General features: G+C 41.8%; 29 protein-coding genes and 1 riboswitch. Of the genes, 13 read left to right on the top strand and 16 right to left on the bottom strand.

The features are described 5' to 3' along the window. Positions 1–45: 45 nt before the first annotated feature. The 11 genes from DESACI_RS02820 to DESACI_RS25040 form a co-directional block, all read right to left on the bottom strand. Complete coding sequence (locus DESACI_RS02820) at positions 46–363, bottom strand: dioxygenase family protein (protein ID WP_242833116.1); 318 nt, start codon at positions 361–363, stop codon at positions 46–48. A gap of 241 nt (positions 364–604) precedes the next feature. After that, positions 605–1,828: an ABC transporter permease gene (locus DESACI_RS02815; protein ID WP_014825651.1), complete on the bottom strand. Its 1,224-nt coding sequence runs from the start codon at positions 1,826–1,828 to the stop codon at positions 605–607. Between the two features lie 4 nt (positions 1,829–1,832). Beyond that, the gene (locus DESACI_RS02810; RefSeq protein ID WP_014825650.1) at positions 1,833–2,420 is read right to left on the bottom strand and encodes a hypothetical protein; all 588 of its coding nucleotides are present in this window, start codon (positions 2,418–2,420) and stop codon (positions 1,833–1,835) included. A 22-nt stretch (positions 2,421–2,442) separates the two neighbouring features. Further along, positions 2,443–3,111, bottom strand: a complete 669-nt coding sequence (locus tag DESACI_RS02805; protein WP_014825649.1) for an ABC transporter ATP-binding protein — start codon at positions 3,109–3,111, stop codon at positions 2,443–2,445. Further along, entirely contained in the window at positions 3,104–4,366 is a 1,263-nt protein-coding gene (locus DESACI_RS02800; protein ID WP_014825648.1) for an ABC transporter permease, read from the bottom strand. The genes DESACI_RS02805 and DESACI_RS02800 overlap by 8 nt, the downstream gene beginning before the upstream one ends. A gap of 172 nt (positions 4,367–4,538) precedes the next feature. Next, complete coding sequence (locus tag DESACI_RS22945) at positions 4,539–5,546, bottom strand: M56 family metallopeptidase (protein WP_014825647.1); 1,008 nt, start codon at positions 5,544–5,546, stop codon at positions 4,539–4,541. Continuing rightward, a complete protein-coding gene (locus DESACI_RS02790; protein WP_049804026.1) occupies positions 5,543–5,965 on the bottom strand; it encodes a BlaI/MecI/CopY family transcriptional regulator in 423 nt (140 codons plus the stop codon). Before DESACI_RS02790 ends, DESACI_RS22945 begins: the two co-directional genes overlap by 4 nt. A 183-nt stretch (positions 5,966–6,148) precedes the next feature. Beyond that, positions 6,149–7,477 carry a PTS transporter subunit EIIC gene (locus DESACI_RS02785; RefSeq protein WP_014825645.1) on the bottom strand — a complete coding sequence of 443 codons (1,329 nt, stop codon included), beginning with the start codon at positions 7,475–7,477 and terminating at the stop codon, positions 6,149–6,151. Between the two features lie 584 nt (positions 7,478–8,061). After that, the gene (locus DESACI_RS02780) at positions 8,062–8,364 is read right to left on the bottom strand and encodes an MFS transporter (RefSeq protein WP_041275946.1); all 303 of its coding nucleotides are present in this window, start codon (positions 8,362–8,364) and stop codon (positions 8,062–8,064) included. Positions 8,365–8,516: 152 nt separating this feature from the next. Continuing rightward, complete coding sequence (gene chrA, locus DESACI_RS02775; protein WP_014825644.1) at positions 8,517–9,710, bottom strand: chromate efflux transporter; 1,194 nt, start codon at positions 9,708–9,710, stop codon at positions 8,517–8,519. A 174-nt stretch (positions 9,711–9,884) separates the two neighbouring features. Then, a complete protein-coding gene (locus DESACI_RS25040) occupies positions 9,885–10,343 on the bottom strand; it encodes an ArsR/SmtB family transcription factor (RefSeq protein ID WP_014825643.1) in 459 nt (152 codons plus the stop codon). Between the two features lie 318 nt (positions 10,344–10,661). On the opposite strand from DESACI_RS25040, the gene DESACI_RS02765 reads away from it, so the two are divergent. The 4 genes from DESACI_RS02765 (at position 10,662) to DESACI_RS02750 (ending at position 13,782) form a co-directional block, all read left to right on the top strand. Continuing rightward, on the top strand, positions 10,662–11,042 hold the full coding sequence (locus DESACI_RS02765; protein WP_014825642.1) for a helix-turn-helix transcriptional regulator: 381 nt from the start codon (positions 10,662–10,664) through the stop codon (positions 11,040–11,042). Positions 11,043–11,063: 21 nt separating this feature from the next. Continuing rightward, positions 11,064–11,882 (top strand): extracellular solute-binding protein, encoded by an 819-nt coding sequence (locus DESACI_RS02760; RefSeq protein ID WP_014825641.1) that lies wholly within the window; start codon positions 11,064–11,066, stop codon positions 11,880–11,882. A 297-nt stretch (positions 11,883–12,179) separates the two neighbouring features. After that, a complete protein-coding gene (gene chrA / locus DESACI_RS02755) occupies positions 12,180–13,442 on the top strand; it encodes a chromate efflux transporter (RefSeq protein WP_014825640.1) in 1,263 nt (420 codons plus the stop codon). 82 nt (positions 13,443–13,524) lie between these two features. After that, a complete protein-coding gene (locus tag DESACI_RS02750; RefSeq protein WP_014825639.1) occupies positions 13,525–13,782 on the top strand; it encodes a hypothetical protein in 258 nt (85 codons plus the stop codon). Here the strand turns inward: DESACI_RS02750 and DESACI_RS25710 are convergent. The 4 genes from DESACI_RS25710 to DESACI_RS02735 form a co-directional block, all read right to left on the bottom strand. Then, on the bottom strand, positions 13,777–13,851 hold the full coding sequence (locus DESACI_RS25710; protein WP_427846746.1) for an SHOCT domain-containing protein: 75 nt from the start codon (positions 13,849–13,851) through the stop codon (positions 13,777–13,779). The genes DESACI_RS02750 and DESACI_RS25710 overlap by 6 nt on opposite strands. Before the next feature lie 191 nt (positions 13,852–14,042). After that, on the bottom strand, positions 14,043–15,062 hold the full coding sequence (locus DESACI_RS02745; RefSeq protein WP_014825638.1) for a HoxN/HupN/NixA family nickel/cobalt transporter: 1,020 nt from the start codon (positions 15,060–15,062) through the stop codon (positions 14,043–14,045). Positions 15,063–15,193: 131 nt separating this feature from the next. Beyond that, positions 15,194–15,384: riboswitch (cobalamin riboswitch) on the bottom strand. A 132-nt stretch (positions 15,385–15,516) separates the two neighbouring features. Beyond that, positions 15,517–16,656, bottom strand: a complete 1,140-nt coding sequence (locus tag DESACI_RS02740; RefSeq protein WP_014825637.1) for a two-component system sensor histidine kinase NtrB — start codon at positions 16,654–16,656, stop codon at positions 15,517–15,519. Positions 16,657–16,686: 30 nt separating this feature from the next. Further along, on the bottom strand, positions 16,687–18,036 hold the full coding sequence (locus DESACI_RS02735) for a sigma-54-dependent transcriptional regulator (protein ID WP_014825636.1): 1,350 nt from the start codon (positions 18,034–18,036) through the stop codon (positions 16,687–16,689). A gap of 266 nt (positions 18,037–18,302) precedes the next feature. On the opposite strand from DESACI_RS02735, the gene DESACI_RS02730 reads away from it, so the two are divergent. The 6 genes from DESACI_RS02730 to DESACI_RS25630 all read left to right on the top strand — a co-directional run bounded on the left by DESACI_RS02730 (position 18,303) and on the right by DESACI_RS25630 (position 22,601). Beyond that, positions 18,303–18,893: a hypothetical protein gene (locus tag DESACI_RS02730; RefSeq protein WP_014825635.1), complete on the top strand. Its 591-nt coding sequence runs from the start codon at positions 18,303–18,305 to the stop codon at positions 18,891–18,893. A gap of 18 nt (positions 18,894–18,911) precedes the next feature. Beyond that, entirely contained in the window at positions 18,912–20,288 is a 1,377-nt protein-coding gene (locus DESACI_RS02725) for a 4Fe-4S binding protein (protein ID WP_014825634.1), read from the top strand. Positions 20,289–20,514: 226 nt separating this feature from the next. Further along, positions 20,515–21,126, top strand: a complete 612-nt coding sequence (locus DESACI_RS02720; protein ID WP_014825633.1) for a tetratricopeptide repeat protein — start codon at positions 20,515–20,517, stop codon at positions 21,124–21,126. A gap of 92 nt (positions 21,127–21,218) precedes the next feature. Then, complete coding sequence (locus DESACI_RS02715; protein ID WP_014825632.1) at positions 21,219–21,911, top strand: response regulator transcription factor; 693 nt, start codon at positions 21,219–21,221, stop codon at positions 21,909–21,911. A gap of 1 nt (position 21,912) precedes the next feature. Next, entirely contained in the window at positions 21,913–22,500 is a 588-nt protein-coding gene (locus DESACI_RS25035; RefSeq protein ID WP_014825631.1) for a hypothetical protein, read from the top strand. Further along, complete coding sequence (locus tag DESACI_RS25630) at positions 22,485–22,601, top strand: ATP-binding protein (RefSeq protein ID WP_345788489.1); 117 nt, start codon at positions 22,485–22,487, stop codon at positions 22,599–22,601. The genes DESACI_RS25035 and DESACI_RS25630 overlap by 16 nt, the downstream gene beginning before the upstream one ends. A gap of 192 nt (positions 22,602–22,793) precedes the next feature. On the opposite strand, the gene DESACI_RS02705 is transcribed toward DESACI_RS25630, so the two are convergent. After that, on the bottom strand, positions 22,794–23,288 hold the full coding sequence (locus DESACI_RS02705; protein ID WP_014825630.1) for a hypothetical protein: 495 nt from the start codon (positions 23,286–23,288) through the stop codon (positions 22,794–22,796). A gap of 227 nt (positions 23,289–23,515) precedes the next feature. Here DESACI_RS02705 and sigI point away from each other — a divergent pair, with 227 nt between their 5' ends. From sigI to DESACI_RS25350, 3 genes are all read left to right on the top strand, one after another. Further along, a complete protein-coding gene (sigI, locus tag DESACI_RS02700; protein WP_014825629.1) occupies positions 23,516–24,250 on the top strand; it encodes an RNA polymerase sigma-I factor in 735 nt (244 codons plus the stop codon). Further along, positions 24,250–25,167: an anti-sigma-I factor RsgI family protein gene (locus DESACI_RS02695; protein ID WP_014825628.1), complete on the top strand. Its 918-nt coding sequence runs from the start codon at positions 24,250–24,252 to the stop codon at positions 25,165–25,167. Before sigI ends, DESACI_RS02695 begins: the two co-directional genes overlap by 1 nt. 69 nt (positions 25,168–25,236) lie before the next feature. Continuing rightward, entirely contained in the window at positions 25,237–25,359 is a 123-nt protein-coding gene (locus tag DESACI_RS25350) for a hypothetical protein (RefSeq protein ID WP_282434152.1), read from the top strand. The last annotated feature ends 252 nt before the right edge of the window (positions 25,360–25,611 follow it).

Genomic DNA, 25,611 nt, shown 5'->3' with positions numbered 1-25,611 from the left:
TTTAGCAAGAGGTGATTGGTTCATAGTCGTTAACCTATTCATTCCCTAAGCAGATAACTTGTTCAAGATCGACCATGTTCCATGATCAATGCCCCAGCTATTATCAATTTGCACATTTTCCCGAATCAAATCTTTTGTGAAATGGGCTAATTCCGGTGCCCCTTTTGGCCGGTAATCAACCTCATACAGTTCTCTAGGGAAACCGTACATGTCATGAACTATTTCCGGATGGGGATCATCATTGATGCGGGTTCCATCCGTCACCCAATGGCCGGATATCGCTAAAATTGCTTCGGGTTTCGGAATTTGTTTGGAAATCTCGACCCAATTCCGTGTAAACTGGTTATCCTCAATCGCGTTCATCGGGGAACCGTGCCCAACAAACACCTGTAATCATTGAGTTTTCCACCTAATGGATAATTTATTCTATTCCAGCCGTAGTTAATTTAAATGGACCCATATTCTCATAGCCATTACCTTGGGTTAAAGACTTGCGAAGGATCATCCGGGCCCTGTACAGTCGCCACTTCGCCAATTCAACCGAAATGTTAAGGATCTCTGCCACCTCTTTAGTAGAGCATCCAAAGCTTGGGTAAATTACTTATTACAAATGACGCCACGCTTCGGCAGGCTTAATTTCTACCACTTTTTGGGCTATAGTTACAGCTACTATCAAACCAACTAAGAGTGATGAACCTAAAGCACTCAGATAAAGAGAAGTAGAAAAAACAACAGGCAGTTGAATAGTATTTGTTGATGGAGCCATTCCGGGTAAAGGCGGGGCACTGCCTACAGGAGAAATATTAACCTGCCAATGACCTGCTAGTAAACTGCCTATAGCTGCTATACCAAGACCTAGTACAGACCCAATCAGCACCTGGGAGAAGAGTTCCAGCATTAAGGCGCGTTGGATATCACGCCGGGACCAGCCCAGAGCTTTCATGGTGCCGAATTCCCCAATTCTTTCCCAAGTGCTGGCAGCCAAGCTGCGGTGGACAAAAAGCACACTTAGCGCAATGACCAGCACAGCACCCGGCCAGGCCAGTTTATCTAAAAGGGCCAATATGCTGTCCGACATGGCCAGAGCAGAATCCGCCGAAGTAACGGTTACTTCCGGAAAGACTTGGTGAATCGTATCAATAGATTGCTTCCAACGGCTGGCATCCTTCAGCTCCACATAAACGGAGTTTACTGTTTCCGGTCCCACCCCGGCAAGTATCTGGGCGTCAGTAAGAGGAAGGTAAATGTTGGCCGCTGTCAACTGTGCGCCTTCTTTCATCTCACAAGTGCCGATCACATTAAACTTTTGCCCGGCGATTATTATCTGTGAACCTACTTTATAGCCAAAGAAACGGGCATAATGACTATCCAAAACGGCTACCCCTCTTTCACCCGAACCAAAGAAACGCCCCTCCTTTACCCACTCGCGGACTTTTGCCGGTCCGAGTGGTTGCGAATTAGGATCAAGACCTACAATCACCTTAAACCGTCCGGGATCAAAACTCCAAAGTTCGAGAACAGTTGCTGTTTGTTTGACCTCCGTCATCTGGGCTAACCGCTTAAGAACATCGGTTCCAATTGCCTGATTTGAAGCCGGAAGTATTACTCCCTGGGCTACCGGAACTGAAGCTTTTTCTTGTCCAGGCCTGGTTAGGGTAATATCTGTAGACGAAGTAGTGAACGGTACCATTACGGCCTCTTTATAGGCCAAGGTGATGCTAAAAAGGAGAATTACCAAGGCCACACCAAAAGATACACCCAAAGCATTTAGAAAAGTACGCCCTGGGCGCTTGGTAATTTCCCGCCATGCGTAAAGGGCGAGATTCATACCTTTACTTCCTCCCTGCTGCAGGACGCCGCACTACGCTGATAATAATTATGATTACAAGAAGGAGAATAATTGCGCCCATCAAATAGATTGGAAAAAGCGAGGATTGATTTCCTGTCGATGAATTGTCAGCCCCGGGAGACTGCCCGTTAGCAAAGGCTGCTGCTCCCGGAGGGATGGCCCCCGGATTCCAGGCCTCTGTCAAGGCGTTAGCCGGTGGGGAAACAGCTGTTTTTTGACCGGCAACATTGAGTTTGAGAACCTGCTCCAAATCCTGGCTGGTCCAGCCCTGTCCTTCAAAATCCCTAAAAACCACCGTCTTACCGTTGATATTTTGGGCGACAGAACCATCGATATAAAGTACCACAGGCAGGTGCCCCGATAAACCATTGTCTTTCATAAATTTATTACCGTCAGCTGTATTCTCAACATGAAAAACCAGTTGGACTTGGTCACCGAATTCCTGACAGACTTTCTGAATGGCATCTTTAGTAGGCTGCAAGGGCGGATGGTCAAAAAAGCCCAAGGCTTCAACTTTCACAGGGGCAGCTAGGGCAGCTGCCGGAAACATCAAGACAGACACAATAAACATTAAAAATACCATTCCAAAAAATTTATGTTTGTTCAACTAACTCACCATCTTTCATATAAATAACTTGCTCTGCTGCCTTAGCTAATTTATCATCGTGGGTAGCTACCAATAGGGCTGTACCGCGGGCTCGGCTTAAAGAAGCCAAAAGATTGACAATCTCCTGCCCGGTCGTGGAATCGAGATTGCCGGTCGGTTCATCGGCCAGAATAATCACGGGGTCGTTAACCAACGCTCTGGCAATGGCTATGCGTTGCCTTTCTCCACCGCTCATTTCACCTGGGCGGTGAGTTGCACGATGGGACATGCCAACCAACTCTAACGCTTTCGCAGCCTTTTGCCTCTTTTCTTTGTCAGGCAGAGTTACCGGAAAAAGAGGAAAAGCCGCATTTTCCAGAGCATTCAAGGTAGGAATTAAATTAAAAAACTGAAAGACTATACCGATTTTCTCACGACGCATTAGGGACAGATCATCCTCACTTAAGGATGTTAAACTACGTCCAGCGACGGATATTTCGCCGGATGATGGTCTTTCCAAGCCACTCAACATGGCTATAAAGGTACTCTTGCCGGAACCGGAAGGACCTAGGAGGGCAACAAACTGACCGCTTTGGAGCTTAAAATCGACGTGACGCACCACATCGAGGTTACCAAAAGTTTTGCCTACTCCTTTAGCCGCTATAATTTCAATCATAACGTAACACCTCCGCAGGTTTGATATTTGTTAAACGCCTGGCAAGCAGGAGAGTCGTTAAAAGGGTTAATCCTACCGCGAGGACCAAGGCGAATATAACTGAGGTTAAGGATAGATTGACAGCAAGGGGTACTTTGAGAAACTTTTCTGCGCTACTAGTTAAATAGAAATGTGGGTAAGGATCGAGTTCCCATGGCAGAGGAATTTCCACAATTTGTCCGCGTAGGAGTAAAGTAAAACCATAAGAAACAATCAAGCCCAGCACTCCGCCGCCCAGACCCAAAAGCAGGTTCTCACTCATTATCTGACCACGTACATTGGCCGCACTCCAGCCTACTGCCTTCATAATCGCGATATCGCGCTTACGTTCCATGATACTGCTAGCAGTAGTGCGCATGACCATAGCCCCTGTGGCTAAAACAGCGATCAAACTTCCCAACCTGGCGATCAGCTTGGCAGCCGCTGCGACTCCCCCCATCATACCCAAGAAACTCTGTGGTGTTGACACTGTGACTCCTGGCAGAGCCTTGCTGACAGCTCCTTGTACTAAAGCCAACCGTGCTGGATCAGCTTTAATAAACAGTACGTTAACGTCATTCTGCTGGAAATGACTAATCTCAGATGCTTTAGCGGCAATTTCCTGGGCGTCGGACAAGGAAATATAAACGTTAGTTGTACCGAGCAGTGTGGTGGAAGGTGTCGTGACTATCCCGATGACTGGAAAGTCTCTTCCGGAAATATGTAAAACATCTCCGAGTTTGATGCCTTTTGCACTAGCATAACTCTTATCCACCATAGCTTTATTATGATCCGAAGAAGTAAGATATCGACCGGCCTGGATGCCTCCTTTTAATTTGCCAGGACCGATGTTGCTGTCTGGTTCAATTCCCAATACCATCTTAAAATCACCGGCATTATCTTGACCTGAATCAAAAACCCACAAAAGCAGTGCCGAAGTTACTTGTTCAACGCCCGGAATATTCCGGATTTTTTCCGGCTCGCTAATGACGTTATTAGCACATGGGAGAACTGCTCCCTCAAATTTATTCGGAATCGGACCATTACTTTTTTGCACAGTTAAATCGGCTCCTAACTGTTGTAATGGAACTGAGGCTGCTTGATCATAAGCGTTTGCCAGGGCATTTACACAGAGTAAAAAAGTTATTCCGAGTGTTAAGCCTGCGAGCATTAACAGAGAACGGTTTTTTCGACCTAATATTTCTTTTAGGACATAATGGATTCTAACTCCTATCAAGTTCTGATTCCTCCTCTCCTACTTAGCAATATAGTACGTAGTATCTTAGTAGGTAATTTTAAAAAAAACAACATCCCCCCCTTAAATGTAATACATTGAGAGAACCAAAATGAATACCTCCAGGACTCTGGTCACCAGACATTCACTCTAACATATTCACGCGAACATTGATTTAATGAAACTGCCATAAGACGCAGGAAAAATGCTGGTTAAGCGGTAACAAAGCCCAATGGGCAAAGGCAATTTCCAATGTAAAAAGCAATCCCAGGAAAAACCAAATCCGTTTGGGCATCTCTTTTCTCGGCTCGTTAGTCTGATCAAGTAAGAGACGCACCCGCTCCCGTAAAGCTCCCCCGCTCGTTAATTCTATAGTGGATAATCCATAGGAAGTATATAATGGTCTTTGCTCTAGCATAAGCTTGGTCACTTTGACAAGACCTCCGGCAAGGGCAAATGGTTTTTTTGTCCAACGGGTGGCTAAAGCATCAGCGGCTTTTTCCCGTTCTTCTTTTAACCATTTCACCAGAGGATAGAGAAGAGGGTTATAGAACATCAAGCTTCGTAACAAAAATGTAACCATAGAGGCGATCTGATCCCGACGCACTAAATGAGCCAATTCGTGGGCTAAAACAGCTTGTAACTCGGAATCCGAAAGGGCCGACAATAACAATGGGGAAATAACCAAGAGGGGACGCCTTATACCGCTGACAAAGATTTGCACCCCCCTCTCCGGCGGCAGAATATAAACCTGTAGTTTCGCGATTCCGGTTTTTCTGACCAAGGGATCAAGATGAGCAAAAAGTTGTGGAGCATTTTCTACCGTCACTTCTCGGCATCCGGACAGCATACGGCGATACGCTAAATAGGAAATAAGTAATTGCAAAACAGCAACGATAAATGGTAAATAGCAAACAGTCACTAACCATTTAAACTCTGTGAACTGACCCCAGTGCAGGTTCTGAATGAGCATAAACGGCCCCCAATACAAACGGCTATCAGGGATAAAGGGCAAAAGCACCGGAACTAAAAGTGGCGCAGAATAAACAGCTGCTTGAAGTCGGGCTTCCTTAAAGCTAAAGACACGTACCATTACCCAAATTAGACCGAATGTAAAAATCGAATCTAATATCACTTGCCTAAAATATGGGTAAATCAGAAAAATCCCCAGATAGTGGTTCATTGACTGCTATCCCCTTTGCCCTTTTCCTTAAGTAATTGCTCCAATTGCCCTACGATATCAGAAAGTTCGTCTTTATGATGGAGGTTGGTGAGACAAGCTATAAACGGTTGCGCAAAATCGTTCAAAAGTCCATTTACAACCTCTTCTACCGCTAAACGGCTCAGTTCATCCCGGGTGTATACAGGAACATAAATGAAAGCTATACCACTTTGTCTGCGCTCTAGAAGTTTCTTCAAGTAAAGGTTTTTCATTGTGGTAAGAACAGTTGTATAAGCAAGAGGCCTTTTTTGGTTCAACTCATCGAATACCTCCCGCACACTCACTTCCTCTCTCCGCCAAACAATCTCCATGACTTGGGTCTCTAATTCCCCAAGAATTTTTTCAAAGCCTTTTTTATTGGGTCGAAAGGAAAAATTCATCCTATTCAACTCAGGTCACCTCCAATTCAAGTTTAATGATACATCGTCAACTTACTAAGGTCAATAGTAGGTTGTTGCGCAAAAACTTGTTCAAACGCATGCCTGAATATTTAGCTCAGTTCTTGAAGAATACCCATGAACTATGTCTTTTCTAGGAATAAATTTCATTAATGTACTTACCATTCATTCCCTAGGATCGTCAAAGCCCACAAACCAAGTAGCCAAGAACGAAGCGACATAGGCAACACAAATACCCAGGAGATAGTAAAAGGCACTCCCGTTTTTAATCAGGAAAGTAAGTAGCAATCCGGACACCCCCATGGCAATGGTAGATACATGGAAACTAGCCTGAACAGCACCACCGAAAGCAGCCCCGATGCAAGCTGTTACAAAGGGGCGTCCGAGAGGCAAAGTTACACCGTAGATAAGGGGTTCGCCAATGCCCAGAATTCCAACCGGTAAAGCGCCTTTGATGATGTTTTTAAGTCTCTGGTTTTTGGTCTTGACATATACCGCAAACGTTGCCCCTACCTGTCCTGCTCCTCCCATCGCCATGATAGGTTGTAAAGGATTCTGTCTAAACGTATTCAGAAATTCCATATTCACAGGATTTAAGCCATGATGCAACCCTGTTATGACCAACGGCACGTTTGTTCCCGCTAGGATGAAGCCCGCAATGGCACCGCCATTAGTTAAACTTTTAAAGGCGTAGACAATGCCATCAGACAAATAACCCGCAATGGGTTGCAGGAAAATATACGTGGCAAAGCCAGTGATCAACAAGGTTAATGCCGGAGTCGCAATAATATCTATAGCATTGGGAATTATTTTACGCAATTGTTTTTCAACCCAGCTCATAAACCAGGCAACCAGCAGTACCCCAATGATCCCACCCTGACCAGGAATTAAGGCAACCCCGGAAATCTTGATATTAGCTATCGCCGGGTTGATTAAGAGCACACCGGCCAAACCTCCCATGGCTGGAGTACCACCGAATTCCTTGGAGGCATTAATGCCGACAAAGATTGCAAGGTAAGCAAAAATGCCGTTACCAAGAGTTTTAAGGATATTGATGATTAGACTTTCTGGAGTTATCCCCATCTGTATAGCCACGTTGGTTAAACTCGTGATCATACCGGAAGCAACAATAGCAGGAATTAGAGGAATAAAAATGCTCGATAGTTTACGCAGAAACATTTCATATGGCGTCTGCCTATTATCGCTTATTATAGATTTGGGGTTTTGAACGTCAATCATTTGCATTCTGATGAGAGCAGTTATTTCCGCTGCAACTTTATTAGCCAAACCCGGACCCAAAATAACTTGCAATTGGTCGGAATCTTCAACCAATCTTATTACTTCCTTAATTTTCTTGAGACCCTCTTCATTTACTTGTCCGTTATTAACAACCGTCAAACTCAAACTGTTCATATTATACGTAACTGCTTTTATGTTTTCCTTGCCACCAAAGGCATTAAGAATTTTTTTCGACAACCCTCTCTCTTTAGACATACTTTCTCCTCCATTTTTCTAATGATAACCAAGAGGAATATCCTTCTAGACATTGTCGCTTGTTCAGAATGCCCTGCCTTTTATTAAATTAACTAAAGCCACTTAACATGAATAGAGCATTAATATTACGCCCTAACCTCTTTTCATGGAAATAGATTTAAAACTAGATCTAGAATTTTCTACTATATTAAGCTTGTTAGTACGTATTGGAATAGTTGGTAACCCTAAAAAAAATCATCTGTTAAAATCAGTTCTTTGTGCAGTTAAACAGTAAAGGGCACCCCATAGAATATCTCAGTTTTACTTATGGTAATATACCTTCCATCAAAGGCTTTAGAAAATAGCCTAAAAAACAAATATTTGTATTTAAAGCAAAACTAATCTAGAATCTGATTTTTCGGAGAGAAGCAGCCAACCTCATTCACCTTTATAACTCAATAGGTATTATGAAACTCTCGTTGAACATATTTATTAAACCATTTTATTTGTATTGGTATGAAGCTGTGAATTGGATAAATCTTTTTGATCGTGGCTCATGAATATATAAGTTGCAACCAACAATACCAGTAACCCTAGACAGTAAGTCAGGTAAAACCGGTTAAAGCCCGGTAAACGGTCAGATCCGAAAGGCTACTGGCGATGGTGCAAAGGGCAGTAGATACGACAAAGCAAAACATGGCTATGTTAATCACCTGGCGTTTACCGAACCGATCCGCCAGAGGACCGAACACCAATTGAAAGAGACCAAAGGGAATCATATAGGCAGTAATCAACACATCAGCTTGAATAGCAGCCACATTAAAGCTATTACTAATGGCTGGTAGGATAGGAGAAACCACCCAGTTATCTGCCATTACCGTGAAACCAGCTATGCCAAGAATTAGCAAAAATTTTGTTCCATTTTATCTGCCCTCCTATCTATCCACTTATTTGATTTTTAATGTTTTTTTGCTGAAGCAGTATAGCAATTTTCAGTACATGCAGACATTGTCAATCACCCCTTCTTAAATATTGGTTTGTGTAAAGCCCTTAATAATTCTTACAACCCAAACACCTTGGCAAGTAACAGAAATATACTTGTCCCCCCGAATACAACCCATAATACATCAATTTTAGTCAAGCGAAGCACTGCCAGAGCAGCAACGGACAGTACCGTTGTTGTATAATCAGTCAGACTGTTCCGGCCCATGCCGATTGCTACCACCACCATCAAGCCGACGAAGGATGCCACTAAACCCTTAAAGATTGCTTTGACCCAGGGATTGTCTTTAATCTTGGCATAGATGGGCATAACTGGAATAATCATTACGAAGCAATGATAAAAAATAGCTAAAGTGGCCACTATAGCTCCCAATACCCCAGCAACTTTATAGCCGATAAAAGTAGCTGTGATAAGAATAGGGCCTGGAGTAATCTGACCTAGAGCAATACCGGCCGTAAACTGATCCAGGTTAAGCCAGTGATGGACATTGACTACCTGCTGCTGAATCATGGGAATCATCGTGAATCCGTTACCGAAGACTAGAAATCCGATCCAGAAAAAGGCGTTTTCCAATTGTAAGAGCACTGGATACAAGGCAGATATACCGACAATACCTATGGCAACCGCCAATACAATGGCTATTTCACGCCAGTGAAAAACCCCCTCTGCTATTTCAGCTCTCTTTACCGACGGTTCCCTTTTCCATGGTGAGAATACAATAATACTTAGAAAGGCGGCCAAAAGGATAATCAAAAATACATTTTGATTAAAGCAAGCTATCGTCAGCGACACTACCGCCACAAACAATGTTTGCCAATCTTTAATCGCAGAACGGCCCAGGTCAACGATTGCGTTAACGATTAGTGCCACTACTATTGCTTCCAATCCACGGAAGGCTATCGCCACCAGTGGTAAATTACTGTAACTAAAATACAGGTATGACAACAAAATCATCAATGCCGTAGGGGGCAAAAGGAACCCCGTGAAACTCGCTACAGCACCCGCCAGACGCCTCAAGCGGTAGCCCATGAAGATTGTTAAGGTGACAAAAGTGGCACCGGGGATAAATTGGGCCAATGCTAGACCATTAAGGAATTCCTGTTCATTGAGCCACTGTTTACGCTTTACTATATTCTTTTTTGCTTCTGCCGCCATTGTTGGGCCGAAAGCTGTTAAACCCATCTTAAAAAAAGCCCAGAAAATTTCCTGCAAACTTATTTGCTTTTTCTGAGACTGAGAGAATGCAGTCACTTCTTTATGCCCCCTTAATTTATAAACCATACTTTATGAAGAATTCAAAAAAGCGCTTACCTTGATTGATTATGAGTTTTGAATCGTACAATAACCGATTAGTTTTATTTAAGTATGGAGAAAGGGAGCAGGATAATATCTTAAAATTATGCCTGCTCCCATGCTTGTATAATTCTATTTCTCTTTTTTCTCACTATCGCAAGAATGATTTTCATCACCGTGACATTCTTGTATTTGCTTTTTACTACAATCCCCTGGTTTTCCTTGTAGCTTTTCCGGATGCTCACATTTACATTTACACATATTTCTCCCTCCTAAATTATTATCTTTATTCATGGACTCCCGAAGGCAAATAAACTGCTTATTTACGGGTGGTATTGATAATACTTTAAGCTCATCTGCCATTTGGATAAGGATATTTTTTTCTACTACATAATGCGTCCAGTAACCACGTTTTTCCCCTCTTAAAAACCCTCCTCTCCTTAATACTTGAATGTGTTGGGAAACGGCGGCTTCCGATATGCCTAACGTCCTTGCCAGTGCCCCCACACAAAAATCATTTGATATTAACAATTGAATGATTTTGAATCGTGTATCATCCGCCAAAATTTTTAGTGTTTCCAAGAGTTCCATCTTATCAAACCGCCTAACCATTTAAGTAATAACTTAATTATATAAGGTAAATTTTAAAATACAACCGAATTTTCGGATCGCTTTAATTTTTAACACCTATTATTAGAGGTACAACCATACCATAAGAAATTGCCTAATTTATATTATCTAGGGCCAGTTACTAAACTAAGTCATGTTTCGTACTGCGGTTTTTAATGTGTTGAATCATCTCAGAAGTTTTTTCTTTTTTAGTTAGTAAAAGAAGGACTTTTTACAATAACGCAGAATACGTATGTATTAATACTATGTGCATGATGACAATAGTTGAGGTGAGTATATATGGATAGAGAGAAGGTAAATGAGCCTGAATTGTCACTATCTATGGAGCGTGTCATTCAAGCGGAATTACTTCTTCTTTTAAAACAAAAACCTTCTCACGGATATGAATTAATCCAACGCCTAAATGATAGTGAATTTAAGAGTGCAGAAGTTGACGCAGCTACAGTTTATAGAAATTTAAGACGTATGGACAAGGAGGGATTGATAAACTCTCAATGGGAAGTCGGTGAGACGGGGCCAGGCAGGAGACTTTATAAGCTGACATCTCAAGGGGAAGAGTCCTTAATTGTCTGGACGAAATACATTGTTCGACAAAAGACAAAGTTAGAGAATTTCTTAGAGACTTATCAACAATTTAACAATTCACACCCTGGACAATAAATATAGGTGGTGACGATAAAGATGGTTCAAAAGACTCTTAAAATAATCCATGCAGGTGCTTTGCAACATGTTATGGAAAAATGTCAAGAATATTTTTCACAATACAACCAAGGTCTTCGAATTGAGATGGAGGGAGTTGGTTCAAGAGAGGGCGCAAAACGACTACTCTCTGGAGAAAAATTTGACATCGTAGCACTAGCGGACCAAGCATTATTTACTGAATTACTTGTGCCCAATCTCATAAAAAATTACTTCGTTTTTGCTACTGACCAAATTGTTATTGGCTGTCATCACACTTCGATTGAAAACAAAGAAATTACTTCTGAAAATTGGGTCGATGTGCTACTAAAGCCCCAAGTTAATTTTGCTCGTTCCGACCATCGTCTAGACCCATGCGGTTATAGGACTCTTATGGTTTGGCAATTAGCTGAAAGATTCTATAATAGAGCCGGACTATACTCAACTATGGAAGCAGCATGTATCCCTTATACTATCTATCCTAAATCACTTGACCTTTCGAGGGCTTTACTAAAGGGCAAAGTTGACTACGCATTTCTTTATTCCTCAGAGGTTATACAATTAGGACTTCCGTATATTGTTCTACCACCGAAAATTAATCTATCGAATCCTGCCTATGCCAAATTTTATGACCAAGCTTCTGTAAGCCTCGAAAGTAAGATCCCAGGAACAAATATAATAATCCATGGTAGCCCTATAGAATTTGCTATTGGAATAGCAAAGGACAGTAGCCAACCCGACATTTCCCAATCGTTTGTTGATTTTCTTACGGGCCAGGAAGGTTCTTCGATTCTAGAAGAATGCGGTTTAATTCCTTGTTAATCATTGGATAAGTTGGTGCATGATAAGGAGGCTTAGGGCATGGGTTTAATCATTGACATTATAACTAAAAGTGATTACTCCGCTGAAAAAACAATCCAAGTCTGTAAAGGTCTCTGAGCTCGTAATAACAATTTTTCGCATGGCATTAATTGTTAGTTTCCTAGCCTTTCGATTAATTTAATGTGAATTGATTCACTTATTGAGAGAAAGAGGATAATGCCCACCCTATCTAATGAATTTTTACCCCACCTGACATTTGTTTAATTTGGGGATTTTGGGAATTAGGAGGCAGAGCCAATGGAAACAAAAATAGGAAATGAAATTAGTCGGTCACTGGAACAACCTAAAGTCGTGAGTCTATTTGAAATTGCAAAAACTTTTCTTCACATAGGGTTTGTATCTTATAGCCTAGCTGCTCTTGGAGAAGCCAAAAAAGCATTGGTCGATAAGAAACACTGGATGAGCGATGAGGAATATTTAAACGGTTTAGCCCTTTCTCAGCTTTTACCTGGAGCACCTACGGTTAACCTCAATACCTACATTGGATACTTTGTAAGGGGTTTTCCCGGCGCATTAGTGGCTAGTATCTTTTTTGTTATTCCATGTTTTCTGGCGATGGTCGTTCTTGCCCACCTCTACCTCAATTATAATAATTTACCTGTCGTATCCTCCTTATTTAAAGGCGTCGGCGCACTCGTTGTGGGGCTTGTCTTTAACACCATCATCGATTTATGGAAAAAAGGAGTAAACACTCTTCAGTTAACGATCCTAGCAGCTGCAGGTTTTTTTATGGTGTATTTTTTGAAGGTCAATATCATGGTTCTTCTTATCGTCGCCGGAATTGTTAGCCTGGCTTTTACTTTCTTGTCGTACAAGGTTTATGGTTGGAAATCGGTTATGGATAAAAAGTTCTGGGTTACTAAGAAGTCCTCTCAAAAAGAAACTTCCGCCCTAAAATTTAAGTTTAGTAAGAAAAAGTATGTAACTATGCTAATAATGCTTGGGGTATTAATAGTCATTAACTTTTTGATTAACTTTAGTAACCCGACCTTTCGGAGTCTTGGCAATACGTTATTTGGGATCGGCGGCCTAACCTTTGGAAGTGGCTACGCTATGCTGCCGTTCATTCAGAATACTATGGTTAATCAATTTCACTTTGTCACTGACAAGGAATTTGGGGTGGCCTTGGCTTTGAGCTTATTGACGCCGGGTCCGGTTACCGTGATTTCCGCCTTTATTGGCTATAAAGTGGCTGGCGTCTTCGGAGCTGCCCTAGCTATGGCGAATATGTATTTTCCGTCCTTTGCCGTTGTTAATATTATTTCCGATCTCTATAACCGCGCGGGTAAGATAGAACTATTCAAAATGGCGATCGGCGGAATTGTCGCTGCATTCATTGGAACGCTTTGGGCTGTCATCATTAAATTAACCGGCAGTTCCTTAGTTGATTTACCAACGATAGGGCTTGCTCTAGGAGCCTTTGGTGTACAGCGGTTTACGAAAATTGATACTTTATGGATTATTATTACTGGAGCAATTTTGTCGTGCATCATTTTCTAACGTCAACATTTAAAAGTGCGTCACTATTCCTATTCCTTGTTTCTATTCCCGAGAATCTTATGATATTGATGGGGGTTTTAGGATGATCAGCTCTGAAATTGTTTTGGTTACTAGCTATTGTAATGAAATAGAGATTCAAAACATTCTGCTATCGAAGAAAGGAATTACTGATTGTCATGTGCATAACCAACAAACTGTAATTAGTTATGATCCCCAAAAAGTACACTATGACAATATTTTGGAAACAGTTGCCAATGCTGGTTGCCGAATCATATGGTTCTGTGTGAACGACGATCTCAATAATTTAGTTACTGCAGCTTTCGAACGATTCCCCTTATAAAATATTCTTGTAAATCTGTTGAAACTCTTCTGAAGAAATTTCGCCTTTGGCATATCTCTCTTTCAGAATCGTTAAAGCAGTATTGTTTTTTCTCTTTGAATTGATTTCTCTTTTGAATGTCCCAAGAATCTATTTCACAATTTGCATACTGTTCCTTCAATTTCATAAAACTTGGGTTATCCTAGTCTAACCAGTCATCATCAATAAGCATTTTTAGGGGTTCATAGAAAAAACATTACACAATGGGAAAACAAAATATCTTATACAAAACTACTTTCTTTTTCACCAAGTCGGAACACTTTCCAGCCGATCAATGACACAGACCAAACCAATATGAACATTCCTGCAAGCATAAAACCCATCTTGTTAAAATCCAAGTTTTGTAGCCAGAGCCAAAACCCACTGTTAAGCCCGCTTTCTTGGGCAAACACCCGGCCGACTTCGATAATACCGATAACTCCTGCAGCCAAGATTGAAAGGCCCGTGATAGTTAGGTTATAATAAACTTTTCTCAAAGGTGAAGTAAGTACCCATTGATATGCGGTCGACATAAAGAAACCGTCCATGGTATCCATCATACTCATACCAGCAGTAAATAGAATAGGGAAAGATAAAACAGCGAACCAAGGTACACCACTCGCCGAGGCAGAGGCTGATGTTGCCAGGACCGCGATTTGTGTTGCCGTATCAAATCCAAGTCCAAACAAAAGCCCTATTAGGTAAATTTGCCAGTTCTTACTAACAAGGTTAAATAACCGATTTATTGAACGATTAATAAATCCTTTATCGGGCCGTTCTACACTTTCTGAAATGTACTTACCTCTCGCCATACTATTAAAAGTTTTTACAATATCCTTTAATATCATCAAATTTACAAGAGCTAGGATAAGCAGCAAAGAACCAGAAACTAAAGTGGCCACAACCCCGCCGACAGCTTGAAATTGCGGAAGTGCTTTTTGCGCCCACTTAACGGCAAAAATAGTTAATGTGCCCATAACAATAACTACAGTTGAATGTCCACAGGAAAAGAAGAAGCCTACACCTTTTGTTTTGCTCTTTCTTTGAACCAACGTGCGGGTCATATTATCAATCGCTGCGATATGATCTACATCAAAAGCATGACTTAGTCCAAAGGTATAGGAGATTACGGCCAAGCCTAGAAGTTGAGGATATTTAAAAACACCCGTGGAGAGAAGCAACACCCCTGTAATAAGTATCGCTAAGATTGCTGATCCATACTTAATCGCGTCGAAATGCCTCTGGGTGGAAATATTACTCATTATTAAAACCCCCATAAAAATTTAAATAAAATAACAAAAACCCTTTCACTATCTGAAAGGGTTCGTAAGAGTTCTAACCAGTATCAACAACTAAAGACACCGATATACACCTCCCTAACATCCCGTAGGTAGTTTAAACTTCGGAATAAGCAGGTCTCCTGGCTCAAGATCATTGTCAACTCACGTCTTCCCAAGTTTTATCCTAGTGACATTAAGTAAGTTAACTCCCCTTCACAGTGGCGGGCACCGCGTCAGTCTTCAACTGACTTCCCTTTTCAATCCTTTCCCTCAGGAAAAGATTACTTATCCCTCGATATTTAATTACTCATATTTTAGCATACGAAAAATAGGTTGTCGAGCTATTTCGACTTATTGTGATATTTTCACACATGCAAGATTTAAAGAGGCCTTAAACTTCAGAACGATTTGCTATGGGACGCCCTGAACATTTCAATCAGGGTCCTTCCTCACATCGAGGCAACAAAATTTCAACTCTTGTTCCCCGCCCATTTCGATTTGAAACGGATATCTTCCCGCCGTGTTGATCTAGGATACGATGTACCACCGACAAGCCTAATCCGGTTCCTTTCTCCTTTGTTGTAAAAAATGGGTCATATATGTAAGGCAAGACATCGGGCGAAATTCCTTGCCCTTCATCGCTAACGGCAAATCCTACAAAGTCTTTTGGTTGAATACCCTCCAGAAGAATCCTTCCGCCTTCTCCTTGGGCATCTATGGCATTAAGTAAGATATTTAAAATGACTTGTTTAATCTGGTCAGAGTCTGCTTCAACCTCGTAATCATCAACTTGTCCTCCTGTTTGAGATAATTCAATCTGGTGCTGCCGCAGAGCAGGCTGAATTAACGAAACTCCCTCCGCCAAGAGTTTTCCTAACTTAACCCTTCCACGCACCAATTCTTTAGGACGGGCAAAACTTAAGAACTCACTAACTAACCGATTTAAGCGTTCACACTCTTCTTGAAGCACACGACAATATTCTAAAACCTCTCTATCTTCTCTCTTATCCTGAGCCAAGAGCTGAATACTTACTTTCATGATCCCCAGTGGGTTGCGTATTTCATGAGCCAGTCCGGCACTCAGGTGCCCAAGCGCGATTAACCGTTCAGTTTGCCGGATCTCGCTTTGCAAGCGTTCACGTTCTAGGCTTTCATGTTTTAACTTTTCTACTAACTCCTTCTGAATTTGAAGTGCAAGTTGATGCTTACGTGTCGCTTTCCGTTCCTGTTCAATTAGAAAACCAGTTAACCAACCAATTCCATTAGTTAGGCCAATTTCCACCCATTGAGTTAGCATAGCTGATGAAGTCATTGTCATGGTTTGAAAAAAAGTCATAAACGGAAGAATCAGAACGGTTATCAATAACCCTGATAAAATCCCTCCTGCTAAACCAAAGCGCATAGCCGCATAAATCACAGGGAGATAGTAGGCAAATTGTAACATGATGTGATAATTCATGGTGTAATGGTAAGTTGTATAATGAATGACCGTTAAAATGACAATTACGATGCTAATGATCAGCAAATCAAAATAGACTCGATGACGATTTTTGAGATCGAGTTTATAGCTTGGCAATAAAAGCACTCCTCTCAGGTATCAGCTGTCCTAATGTGGGCTTATCCCGTATTTTTCCATACGGTACAAAAAGGCGTAACGGGAAAGTCCCAGCTTTTTGGCCGCCTGGCTTTGATTACCATCCGTTTGTTCCATTGCTTGACGTATAAAGGACTTTTCAATCTCTTCAAGGGATATACCCTCCGGCGGAAGAATAAAGGGATCCAAGGTCTTCTCTGATTGATTAGATGTATTTAAGGTTGGCACCCCATCAAGACCGATTGCAGCTCCAGGAGAAATAATAACCATTCGTTCAATGACATTTTCGAGTTCTCGTGCATTTCCCGGCCAGGTATAAGCCATGAGCTGAGCAAGAACTCCCGGTCCGAGAGTCTTGTTTTTCCCATAGGCACTGAGTTTGTCTAAGAAATGTTCAACAAGGACGGAGATATCCTCCCGGCGTTCTCTCAGAGGAGGAACGAATATTGGAAAGACGTTCAATCGATAATATAAATCTTCGCGAAACCGTCCTTCTTGAGCCTCTCTTAACAAGTCCCGATTCGTGGCGGCAATGATCCTCACATCAACTTGAATGGTTTTTTCACCCCCGACCCGTTCAAATGTCCGTTCCTGAAGTACTCGCAACAGCTTTGCTTGAACATTAAAAGACAGCTCACCGATCTCATCGAGAAAAAGCGTTCCGCCATCTGCTAATTCAAAACGTCCGATTCTGCGTGTATGGGCTCCGGTAAAAGCACCTTTCTCGTGTCCAAATAATTCACTTTCTAATAAAGTCTCAGTCAAAGCCGCACAATTGACTCGGATAAAAGGGCCATTAGCCCGCGAGCTTAAGGTATGAATAGCGTGGGCAACTAATTCTTTACCTGTACCGGACTCCCCTTGAATAAGAACCGTTGCCGGTGTTGGCGCAACCCGCTCCACAAGAAGTTTTAAAGTTTGCATTTTGTCACTGTTTCCAACCAATTGCCAGCGATTAGGCTGAACCTCCCCCTTCAGGTAGTCCACCTGCTCACGCAGACTTTCTACTTCTAAGGCCTTCTCAACAGTGATGAGTAGTTCATCAATCTCAAACGGTTTCATTAGATAGTCATGAGCCCCTGCCTTCATCGCCTCCACCGCTATTTCCGTACTGCCGTGCGCTGTCATCATGACAAATAATAAATCTGGATAATGTTCTTTCAATGTACGCAGCACACTTAACCCATCAGCCTTGGGCATCTTTAAATCAACAAGAACAAGATCCGGGCGTTCCGACAGTGCCCGTTCTATGGCTAATTGCCCATCTGCTACAGTTTCAACATCATATCCTGCTTTTGTTAAGGCTCGCTCTAAAACCCAGCGCATATTTACTTCATCATCGGCAACTAATATCCGTCGCACTATTTCATCCCCTTAGACCTGCACTTAGGATTGTTGTGGGAAAAGGCGCAGTAAACTGTGTCTTCTCCCACACTTTTTTGTACTTTCTTCTTTTAATTGATCTATATTTTACAAGTTAGTATGAATAGAATACTCGAAAATGCCAATACAAGTCGACAAAACTCCATAATCATAGTGCTATTACATCATAATTTGATATTAAGCGCAACTTGGCATGACTTTTGCATTGATAATTGCCGTCTCAATAAATTAGAGGAGCGTGTTTTATGAGTTATCCAAGAAAACCTATTTCGAAAATCCTTCTTACCTTATCATCCTTTTTACTCTTGACTTTTATGTTTGCAACCAATGCCTTCGCGGCATCTCAGCTTGAGCAAGACGCCGGCCCTTATCATGTCATTATGCAAATGAACCCGGAAACACCCATGGCTAACCAATCCGGAACCATGACCATCATCGTTAAGAATAAGGCAACAGGCCAACCCGTAACCGGAGCAAAAGTTACGATGAGCAATCCCACCATGATGGGCTCTAACTCCAATGATGGTGGAAACATGGCGGGTATGAATATGTCATCAAGCATGGATAGCCAAAGCGGAATGGTCATGCAAGAACAATCTTCCATGGGGTCAATGTCCATGGAGCCAGGTTCCTATATGATGCAAAACATGAACTTCAACCAACCTGGCCAATGGAACCAAGCAATTACTATTTCTTCGTCCCTAGGCCAAAGTACGGTCAATTTTCCAATAACGGTCGGAAAATCAGGACCTGATTATGTGCTTATTGGCAGTGTCGCCGGTGTTGTCGTCATTGCTGGAATTATCGCTGCTGCCTTAAAAGGAAGGAAAAAGTAAGAAAGTAGAGGCCTGGATATGTCTTCAACAAATTCCATCAACAAGCAACCGACTAAACAACCGACGAATCTTCTTAACGTTCGCTGGCTTAAACGGTTTCTAACGAGCTATTTTTACCCACGAATTTTCCAATGGATTACGGTGATCGTTTTTGCAGTGATTATGTTTGAGACCCTTGCAGGACCTACTGCCGTAGACAATAACTTTGGTTCTGCTGCAACCTGGGTTCTTTGGTGGCCGTTAATCCCTTTTTTCTTTTTCCTCCTGGGACGCTTCTGGTGCGGGATTTGCCCGTTTGCCTGGGTGAGTGATTTAACACAGAAGTTATTTGGAGCTAACCTTAAAGTTCCCAATTTCATTAAGAAAAATGGTCTTTGGATAATTGATATCACTTTTATTTTAATCACCTGGTCCGATCACATTTGGGGGATTGTGGAATCCCCGCGAGGGTCCGGAACTCTCTTATTGCTCATACTAGGCGGAGTTATGGTAAGTGCCTTGCTTTTTGAACGCCGTACTTGGTGCCGTTACCTCTGTTTTCTCGGTAGTTTGTCCGGCAACTATTCCCGGGCTGGTATGTTAGAACTGCGCGCTGATAAGAATGTTTGTAAAACCTGTAAAACGCGCGATTGTTACAAAGGTGGGGCTAACGCACCGGGGTGTCCGATGTTTGAATTTCCGATGGCTATGGAAAACAACGCCAATTGCAATCTTTGCGGAAGCTGCATCAAAAATTGCCCCCACGATTCAATTCGCTTAACCCCCCGTAAACCAACCAGTGAATTTTGGTCGATGACTCGCGCTCGTTTCGAAGAATCCTTCTTAGCCATTGTTATCGTGGGAATTGTTTTCGTCCAAAATGTCACCATGTTAGACTTTTACCCCGCTTTCCTCAAGTGGGTAGAAAAGACCTTAGGGATCGCTAATCAAGATGTTGCCTTCACACTGCTCTTTATTTTGGCCATGGCCACTCCTGTGTTACTTCTTTTCTCAGCAACAGCTCTTTCCAAACGTTTCACGGGTGAAACGCTGCGTAATGCCTTCGCCCGCTTCGGTTACGCCGTCATTCCTCTCGACCTTGCCTCTCATATGGCCCATAATTTATTCCACCTTCTGGCAGAAGGGAAAGCCACCTATTATACATTCATGGGACTCTTTGGGGTGCATCTTGAAGGTTCAACCTCATTCGTTCCGGACCCGATCATCCAAGTTATGCAGTATTTCTTAGTCATTGCCGGAACGCTTGGCTCCATGTACACTGCCTATCGAATCGCTAAAAAGAATTACGGCTTAGGCAAAGCTTTGTCCGTCTCAATGCCTTATCTTGTTGTCATCTTGCTCTTCGGTGTATTAAACTTCTTAACCTTTACTGTAAGGATGGCAATGCGGATGTAACTTATAATCTCAACGAATGGATTAGGGCGCACTCGAGCGAGTGCGCTCATCCATTCGTTACCCTTTTATACGTATGATTAATTAACTTGAACAAAGTGACATACTCCCACCACCTACGCTAACGCTTAGAGGTGGGAAACTTCTTGTCGCACGAGGTCAAATATAACTTAACGAATCCCAAAAAAAATATAGGGTACCTTCAAGAATTTAGGAAGGAGAATGCAGCATGCAGGGAAACGTAAATCAAAAATTCAAAACCATTGTTATTTTTATATTACTTGCCGTTTGTTTAATTGGAGCAGGAGCTTTTGGATACTTTTATAATTCGAATAACGCTGGCAGTTCCTCGATTTCATCGTCTTCAACGTCTAACAATAGTGTCTATCTCAATACCAAGAACCGAGTCAATACTTTAATCCAACAATTAAAAGCAAGCCCTAATGATATTGGGCTGCAGGAGGATTTAGGAAATTCCTACTATGATTTGGGAACCGCAGACCAGAAAAATGCCCCAAATGAAGCAAAAGATGAATTTACTCTGGCAGTCAAGAATTATCAAAACGTTCTTAAGAGCAAACAAGATATCAATGTCATGACCGATATGGCGACGGCTGCTTTCTATAGCGGGCAGCAGGACTTAGCGGAAAAAAGTTACCAAAAGGTCTTGACCATCAACCCAAACTTTTCTCCTGCTTTGTTTAATTACGGTATTTATCTGTATCAAATTAAGAAGGACAATTCGTCAGCCATTCGCATGTGGCAAACCGTCTTAAACCAAGATCCTAATAGCCCTTACTCCGAACAACTTAAAACCATGATCAGCCAAGTTAAAGGGTAATATAACTTCACAATGGCAGAATTACGTTTCATTTCTTTGTTATAATTACCTTGTACTAAATTTTGATTTGTGCCGAAGGAGTTTATGCTTTAATGAGAATTTTAATCGTTGATGATGAGAAGAAAATTACGTCAGTGCTTAAAGCCTACCTTCAACAGGAAGGATTTCAAGTCAGCACGGCTATAAATGGCATAATCGCTCTAACCATGTTTAAGGAAAATTCCTATGACCTTATTATCCTCGATTTGATGCTTCCCGGAATGTCTGGGACAGAAATATGTCGTGAAATCCGGAAACTATCCTCCGTTCCGATTATTATGCTCACGGCCAGAGTCGAAGAGGAAGACCGCATCCAGGGACTCAGGATTGGTGCCGATGATTACATTACAAAACCTTTTAGTCCTCGTGAAGTTGTTGCCCGGGTTCGGGCAGTCCTTCGCCGCGCGAACACCGAAACATCACCCTTGGCAGACGTAATCACGTATGACAATGGCCTTACCATTGATAACATTCAGCATGAAATTCGACTTCATGATCAAGATGTCTTATTAACACCCACTGAATTTAAAATCTTAGGCGCTCTCGCCAAGCACCCGGGACGAGTGTACTCTCGCGGCCAACTGGTGGAAATCGTCCAAGGACATGACTTTGAGGGTGATGACCGTGTCATTGATGCTCATATTAAAAAAATCCGCCAGAAAATTGAGGCCAAACCAAGCGATCCACAAATCGTCATGACGGTTTACGGCATAGGCTATAAATTCAATCCAAGCGCTGGAGGATAAGATGCGTAAAAAGTTATTTCTATCCACACTTATTATTACACTGATTACCTTAACTTTCTGCATACTAGCCGTTAATCTCGTCTTCCACCAACAGTTCAGCAATTATTTAGCCAAAACGAGTGAAACAGCTATTGAACAATTACCCACTCGTCTAAGCGCCCTCTATCAAAGCAAGGGAACTTGGGATTCTGTGTCATTCGATGAAATTAGCCAGTCTCTCCCGGTTGGAACAGCAGTCACTCTAACCGATCCAAACGGCAAACAGATTGCTTCGTTTAGTAACATGATGGGCGACATGATGCACGGTCAAGGCGGCATGAGCATGGGGATGAGTATGAGTATGTCCTCTTCAATCACTAATTGGAAAACAAAAACGTTAACGGTGTCGGGGCCTCAAGGAATTTTAGCTACTGCCAACGTTCAGTACCCTGGACCGATCCTCAATCCACAAGATATCCTCTTTCAGTCCTCGGTCTTGTACTCGTTACTATTCGCTGGAGGTCTGGCACTTGTGTTCGGGATTATCCTCAGTTTCTTCACAAGCCGTCGTCTCGCAGCACCGGAGGAACAGGAATTGGCCTTGCTTTAGTAAAACAAATTACAGACCTCCACCATGGGACAATTGCTGTAAAAAGCAATGTTGGACAAGAAGCTGAGTTTATTTTACAACTCCCTAGAAAGATTGATTAATTGTAACCATGGATAACTATATAAGAGTAAGTAAGCCATAGAGTTTAACCTTGCTAGGTTAGTTTTTTCTCTATGGCCTTACTATTATCTGTATACATTGGCTTATTTGAATTGCATCAAAACAAATTCAAATAAGCCTTGAAGGAGTTATGACTTCCATGAATTTTAGAAACATTCTTTGGAAAAACTATTTTACCGACCCATTCTTCCCATTGCCCCCATTGTGTTAACCCTAGAATTTAGGCTTGATGGCTGTACAACGCTCGAAGAATTCATTGGATTGAACCGGGGGGTTCCACCCATTCCTTGCATACTTTGTGGATTACCCGTTTGTCCATTCATTGAGGTACTCATCGGCATTGTTTGCATTTGATTATTTATGGGTATGTTCTGCCCCGAGCTAGCCACAGAGGCATTCATATGAGGCATAGTTATCTGATTTGCAGCCTGATATGACTGAGAAGACGGAGTCTGAGTTGTTTGAGCCTGTTGTGTTTGATCAGACTGTGCATTTGTTCTTGGCATTGGACCCATACCCGTGACATTATTAGGGTTCGTATAAGAAGACGCATTGGAAGGATGAGATGACGTGCTACTAGGGCTCCCCATGGTTGCTGCATTCACAATCCCCGCCACTCCAATGATTGAAGCCATAGATAATGTTGCGACGAATATTCTCTTTTTCATAATGCTGTTCAATCCTTTCTAGATCAAATATATTTTGAAACAAAATGTTTCTGAACCCAATTTTGATTTTGGTGTGAACTCTCACCTCCTGTTGACACCATAGTATTCGACAGCTTACTCGGTTATCGGGGGGTAGCTATGAATCATCTTTTAGGAATATTTTCTTCAAGTACCCCCTCAAATTTCTGATCTTTATACGAACTTTCTTCTAGGCGGAGGGGTTGAAATTGCAAGAATTATCAATTCAAAAGACTTTACAACTAGCCAAAAGCGGAGATGAGTTACTTAGAGAAGAATTCATAAAAAATCATAAACCATTTATTATGAAAATAAGCTCCAATCTATGTAAGCGCTATCTTACCTGGGGAGTTGACGATGAACTGAGCATCGCCTTAGTTGCCTTTAATGAAGCAATCGATAAATATGAGCCTGGTGAAGGTGCCTCGTTTTATGGGTTTTCTAAAACAGTTATGACGCGACGATTAATTGATCACTTCCGCAAAGAGTCAAAATATCAACTCCTCTCGCTTTCTCCTTCAGAATCAGACAGTAACGACTTTAAGAATTACGATTCAGAAGTATCCATGGAAATGTATCAAGAAACAGAACAAAACTATGATTTTGTGGAAACCGTTAAAAGTTATGTGTTGGCCCTAGCCGAATATGGAATAACCTTAGAAGATTTAGTTAAAGTCTCTCCTAAGCATCGTGATAGTAAAGCGACTCTCTATAAAGTTGCTCAAGAGCTTAGTGATCGGGACGATTTATTGCAATACCTAACTAAGAATAAATGTTTGCCTCTCAAAGAGTTAGAACTCCTGACCGGGATAAAACGCAAAGTGCTAGAGAGAGGGAGAAAATATATTATTGCTACGGTTTTAATCTTATCCGATCCCGATTTTATGTCGTTAAAAAGTTTTGCACAAACGGATCCAATAACGTCAAGAAAGGGGTTAGCGTAATGGAAAAGGTCAAAGGCATTGTTATGAACACCACTAAAAAGAAAACGATCCTTTACACAGAACGTGGTGACTATTTGGAAATCAGAACTCCGATCACCCCACCCCTTCTCGGACACGTTATTGAAATAGATTTGTCAGAACGTAACATTTCAAACCAAAGACTCCTTAAATTGGCTTCTATGGCTGCCATTCTGCTTCTCGCCTTGGGCCTTGGTGTATTTAACATAGTCTCAAACGCAAATACTGCAGTGGCTGCTGTTGTGATGGATATTAATAATAGTAAGGAACTATTCGTTAATCGTGATGCCAAAGTACTTAGGGTGATTGATTTAACTCAAGGATCTAAACCCTTAACTTCTGAGATTCAGCTTCAAGGAAAGGATATCTATACATCGGTTGACCTTTTAATCGATCAAGCGAATTCTCAAGAAACCTTAAAAGGAAGCAAAAACCTGGTTATGGCAAGCATTATATCCTTAGATAATCGTCAAGAAGATGTTATTGATCAAGCGAAACTGCGAGACTCAATTCGTCGTCATATGCTTGATAAAAACATCTCTGCTGATCTGATGGTAAGCCAGACCGATGAAGCGACTCAAAAAACAGCCCAAGACCTTGGCATGAGCGTCAATAATTATCTGGTGTATAAGCGCTTAATGGATAAGGGACTAGTAGCTAATACAAGCAGCACCAACCCCAATGACACCAACCATATGTTGAGCGAAGCTAATACTACATTACATTCTCTTTTTCCTCAGGAAAGTATGACAATAGCTCCTCAAAGCGGGACTCGTCAAGAAGAACCAAGTTCAATGGGTACTCCCATGTCTGGCGAAAAAATGCCTTCAACCCAAATGCCCATGCAAGGTGGATCTAGTAGTCAAAGTGGCTCAGGAACACAAGGTATGATGCGATAATATCAGAACCAAGCGCCTTTCACACAAACGTGAAAAGGCGCTTGATTGGGTACAGCTATAAACTAAGTAATGAGCAACGTTGAAGATCCCCTATATAATATTATTAATGGTGATGAAGATTATGATCTTGTGGTAGCTGTTGTTGCTGTTGTTCGGAAGGAGGTAACACGGCAGAGATTGCTTGAGGCATAGATGTAATTACAAGAATAACAGAAATAATCGAGGAAGGTTTATTGATTGAATCAAGAAAGTAGCCATGTTTGTAAATTGTGATTGAACTATGTAATAACCTTTGGAAAAGGAGGTGTCGCAAAACTACTTTTCTAAAGTAGCAAGCGATGCTCCCTTTTTCTTTTTCCCTTGAAAGATATTTATTGGTTTGATTGAAATGCTTAATCTCTACTTTCTTCTTAAATTTGAGTATAACAAAATAAGCCTTCAGGA

Origin of the sequence: Desulfosporosinus acidiphilus SJ4 (genome assembly GCF_000255115.2) — a bacterium.
Taxonomy (GTDB): domain Bacteria; phylum Bacillota; class Desulfitobacteriia; order Desulfitobacteriales; family Desulfitobacteriaceae; genus Desulfosporosinus; species Desulfosporosinus acidiphilus.
Note: the sequence above shows the minus strand (reverse complement) of the source record. Positions and strands in the feature narration are given on the sequence as shown.

Bases quoted from the DNA above. Each gene is read 5' to 3' on its own strand.
- DESACI_RS02715 (WP_014825632.1), top strand. From the start codon at position 21,219: ATGAGAATTTTAATCGTTGATGATGAGAAGAAAATTACGTCAGTGCTT.
- DESACI_RS02790 (WP_049804026.1), bottom strand. From the start codon at position 5,965: ATGAATTTTTCCTTTCGACCCAATAAAAAAGGCTTTGAAAAAATTCTT.
- DESACI_RS02820 (WP_242833116.1), bottom strand. From the start codon at position 363: ATGAACGCGATTGAGGATAACCAGTTTACACGGAATTGGGTCGAGATT.
- DESACI_RS02725 (WP_014825634.1), top strand. From the start codon at position 18,912: ATGTCTTCAACAAATTCCATCAACAAGCAACCGACTAAACAACCGACG.
- DESACI_RS25350 (WP_282434152.1), top strand. From the start codon at position 25,237: ATGAGCAACGTTGAAGATCCCCTATATAATATTATTAATGGTGATGAA.
- chrA (WP_014825640.1), top strand. From the start codon at position 12,180: ATGGAAACAAAAATAGGAAATGAAATTAGTCGGTCACTGGAACAACCT.
- DESACI_RS02805 (WP_014825649.1), bottom strand. From the start codon at position 3,111: ATGATTGAAATTATAGCGGCTAAAGGAGTAGGCAAAACTTTTGGTAAC.
- DESACI_RS25035 (WP_014825631.1), top strand. From the start codon at position 21,913: ATGCGTAAAAAGTTATTTCTATCCACACTTATTATTACACTGATTACC.
- DESACI_RS02750 (WP_014825639.1), top strand. From the start codon at position 13,525: ATGATCAGCTCTGAAATTGTTTTGGTTACTAGCTATTGTAATGAAATA.
- DESACI_RS02705 (WP_014825630.1), bottom strand. From the start codon at position 23,288: ATGAAAAAGAGAATATTCGTCGCAACATTATCTATGGCTTCAATCATT.
- DESACI_RS02810 (WP_014825650.1), bottom strand. From the start codon at position 2,420: ATGTTTATTGTGTCTGTCTTGATGTTTCCGGCAGCTGCCCTAGCTGCC.
- DESACI_RS02785 (WP_014825645.1), bottom strand. From the start codon at position 7,477: ATGTCTAAAGAGAGAGGGTTGTCGAAAAAAATTCTTAATGCCTTTGGT.
- DESACI_RS02815 (WP_014825651.1), bottom strand. From the start codon at position 1,828: ATGAATCTCGCCCTTTACGCATGGCGGGAAATTACCAAGCGCCCAGGG.
- DESACI_RS22945 (WP_014825647.1), bottom strand. From the start codon at position 5,546: ATGAACCACTATCTGGGGATTTTTCTGATTTACCCATATTTTAGGCAA.
- DESACI_RS02730 (WP_014825635.1), top strand. From the start codon at position 18,303: ATGAGTTATCCAAGAAAACCTATTTCGAAAATCCTTCTTACCTTATCA.
- DESACI_RS02760 (WP_014825641.1), top strand. From the start codon at position 11,064: ATGGTTCAAAAGACTCTTAAAATAATCCATGCAGGTGCTTTGCAACAT.
- DESACI_RS25040 (WP_014825643.1), bottom strand. From the start codon at position 10,343: ATGGAACTCTTGGAAACACTAAAAATTTTGGCGGATGATACACGATTC.
- DESACI_RS02720 (WP_014825633.1), top strand. From the start codon at position 20,515: ATGCAGGGAAACGTAAATCAAAAATTCAAAACCATTGTTATTTTTATA.
- DESACI_RS02695 (WP_014825628.1), top strand. From the start codon at position 24,250: ATGGAAAAGGTCAAAGGCATTGTTATGAACACCACTAAAAAGAAAACG.
- DESACI_RS02765 (WP_014825642.1), top strand. From the start codon at position 10,662: ATGGATAGAGAGAAGGTAAATGAGCCTGAATTGTCACTATCTATGGAG.
- DESACI_RS02745 (WP_014825638.1), bottom strand. From the start codon at position 15,062: ATGAGTAATATTTCCACCCAGAGGCATTTCGACGCGATTAAGTATGGA.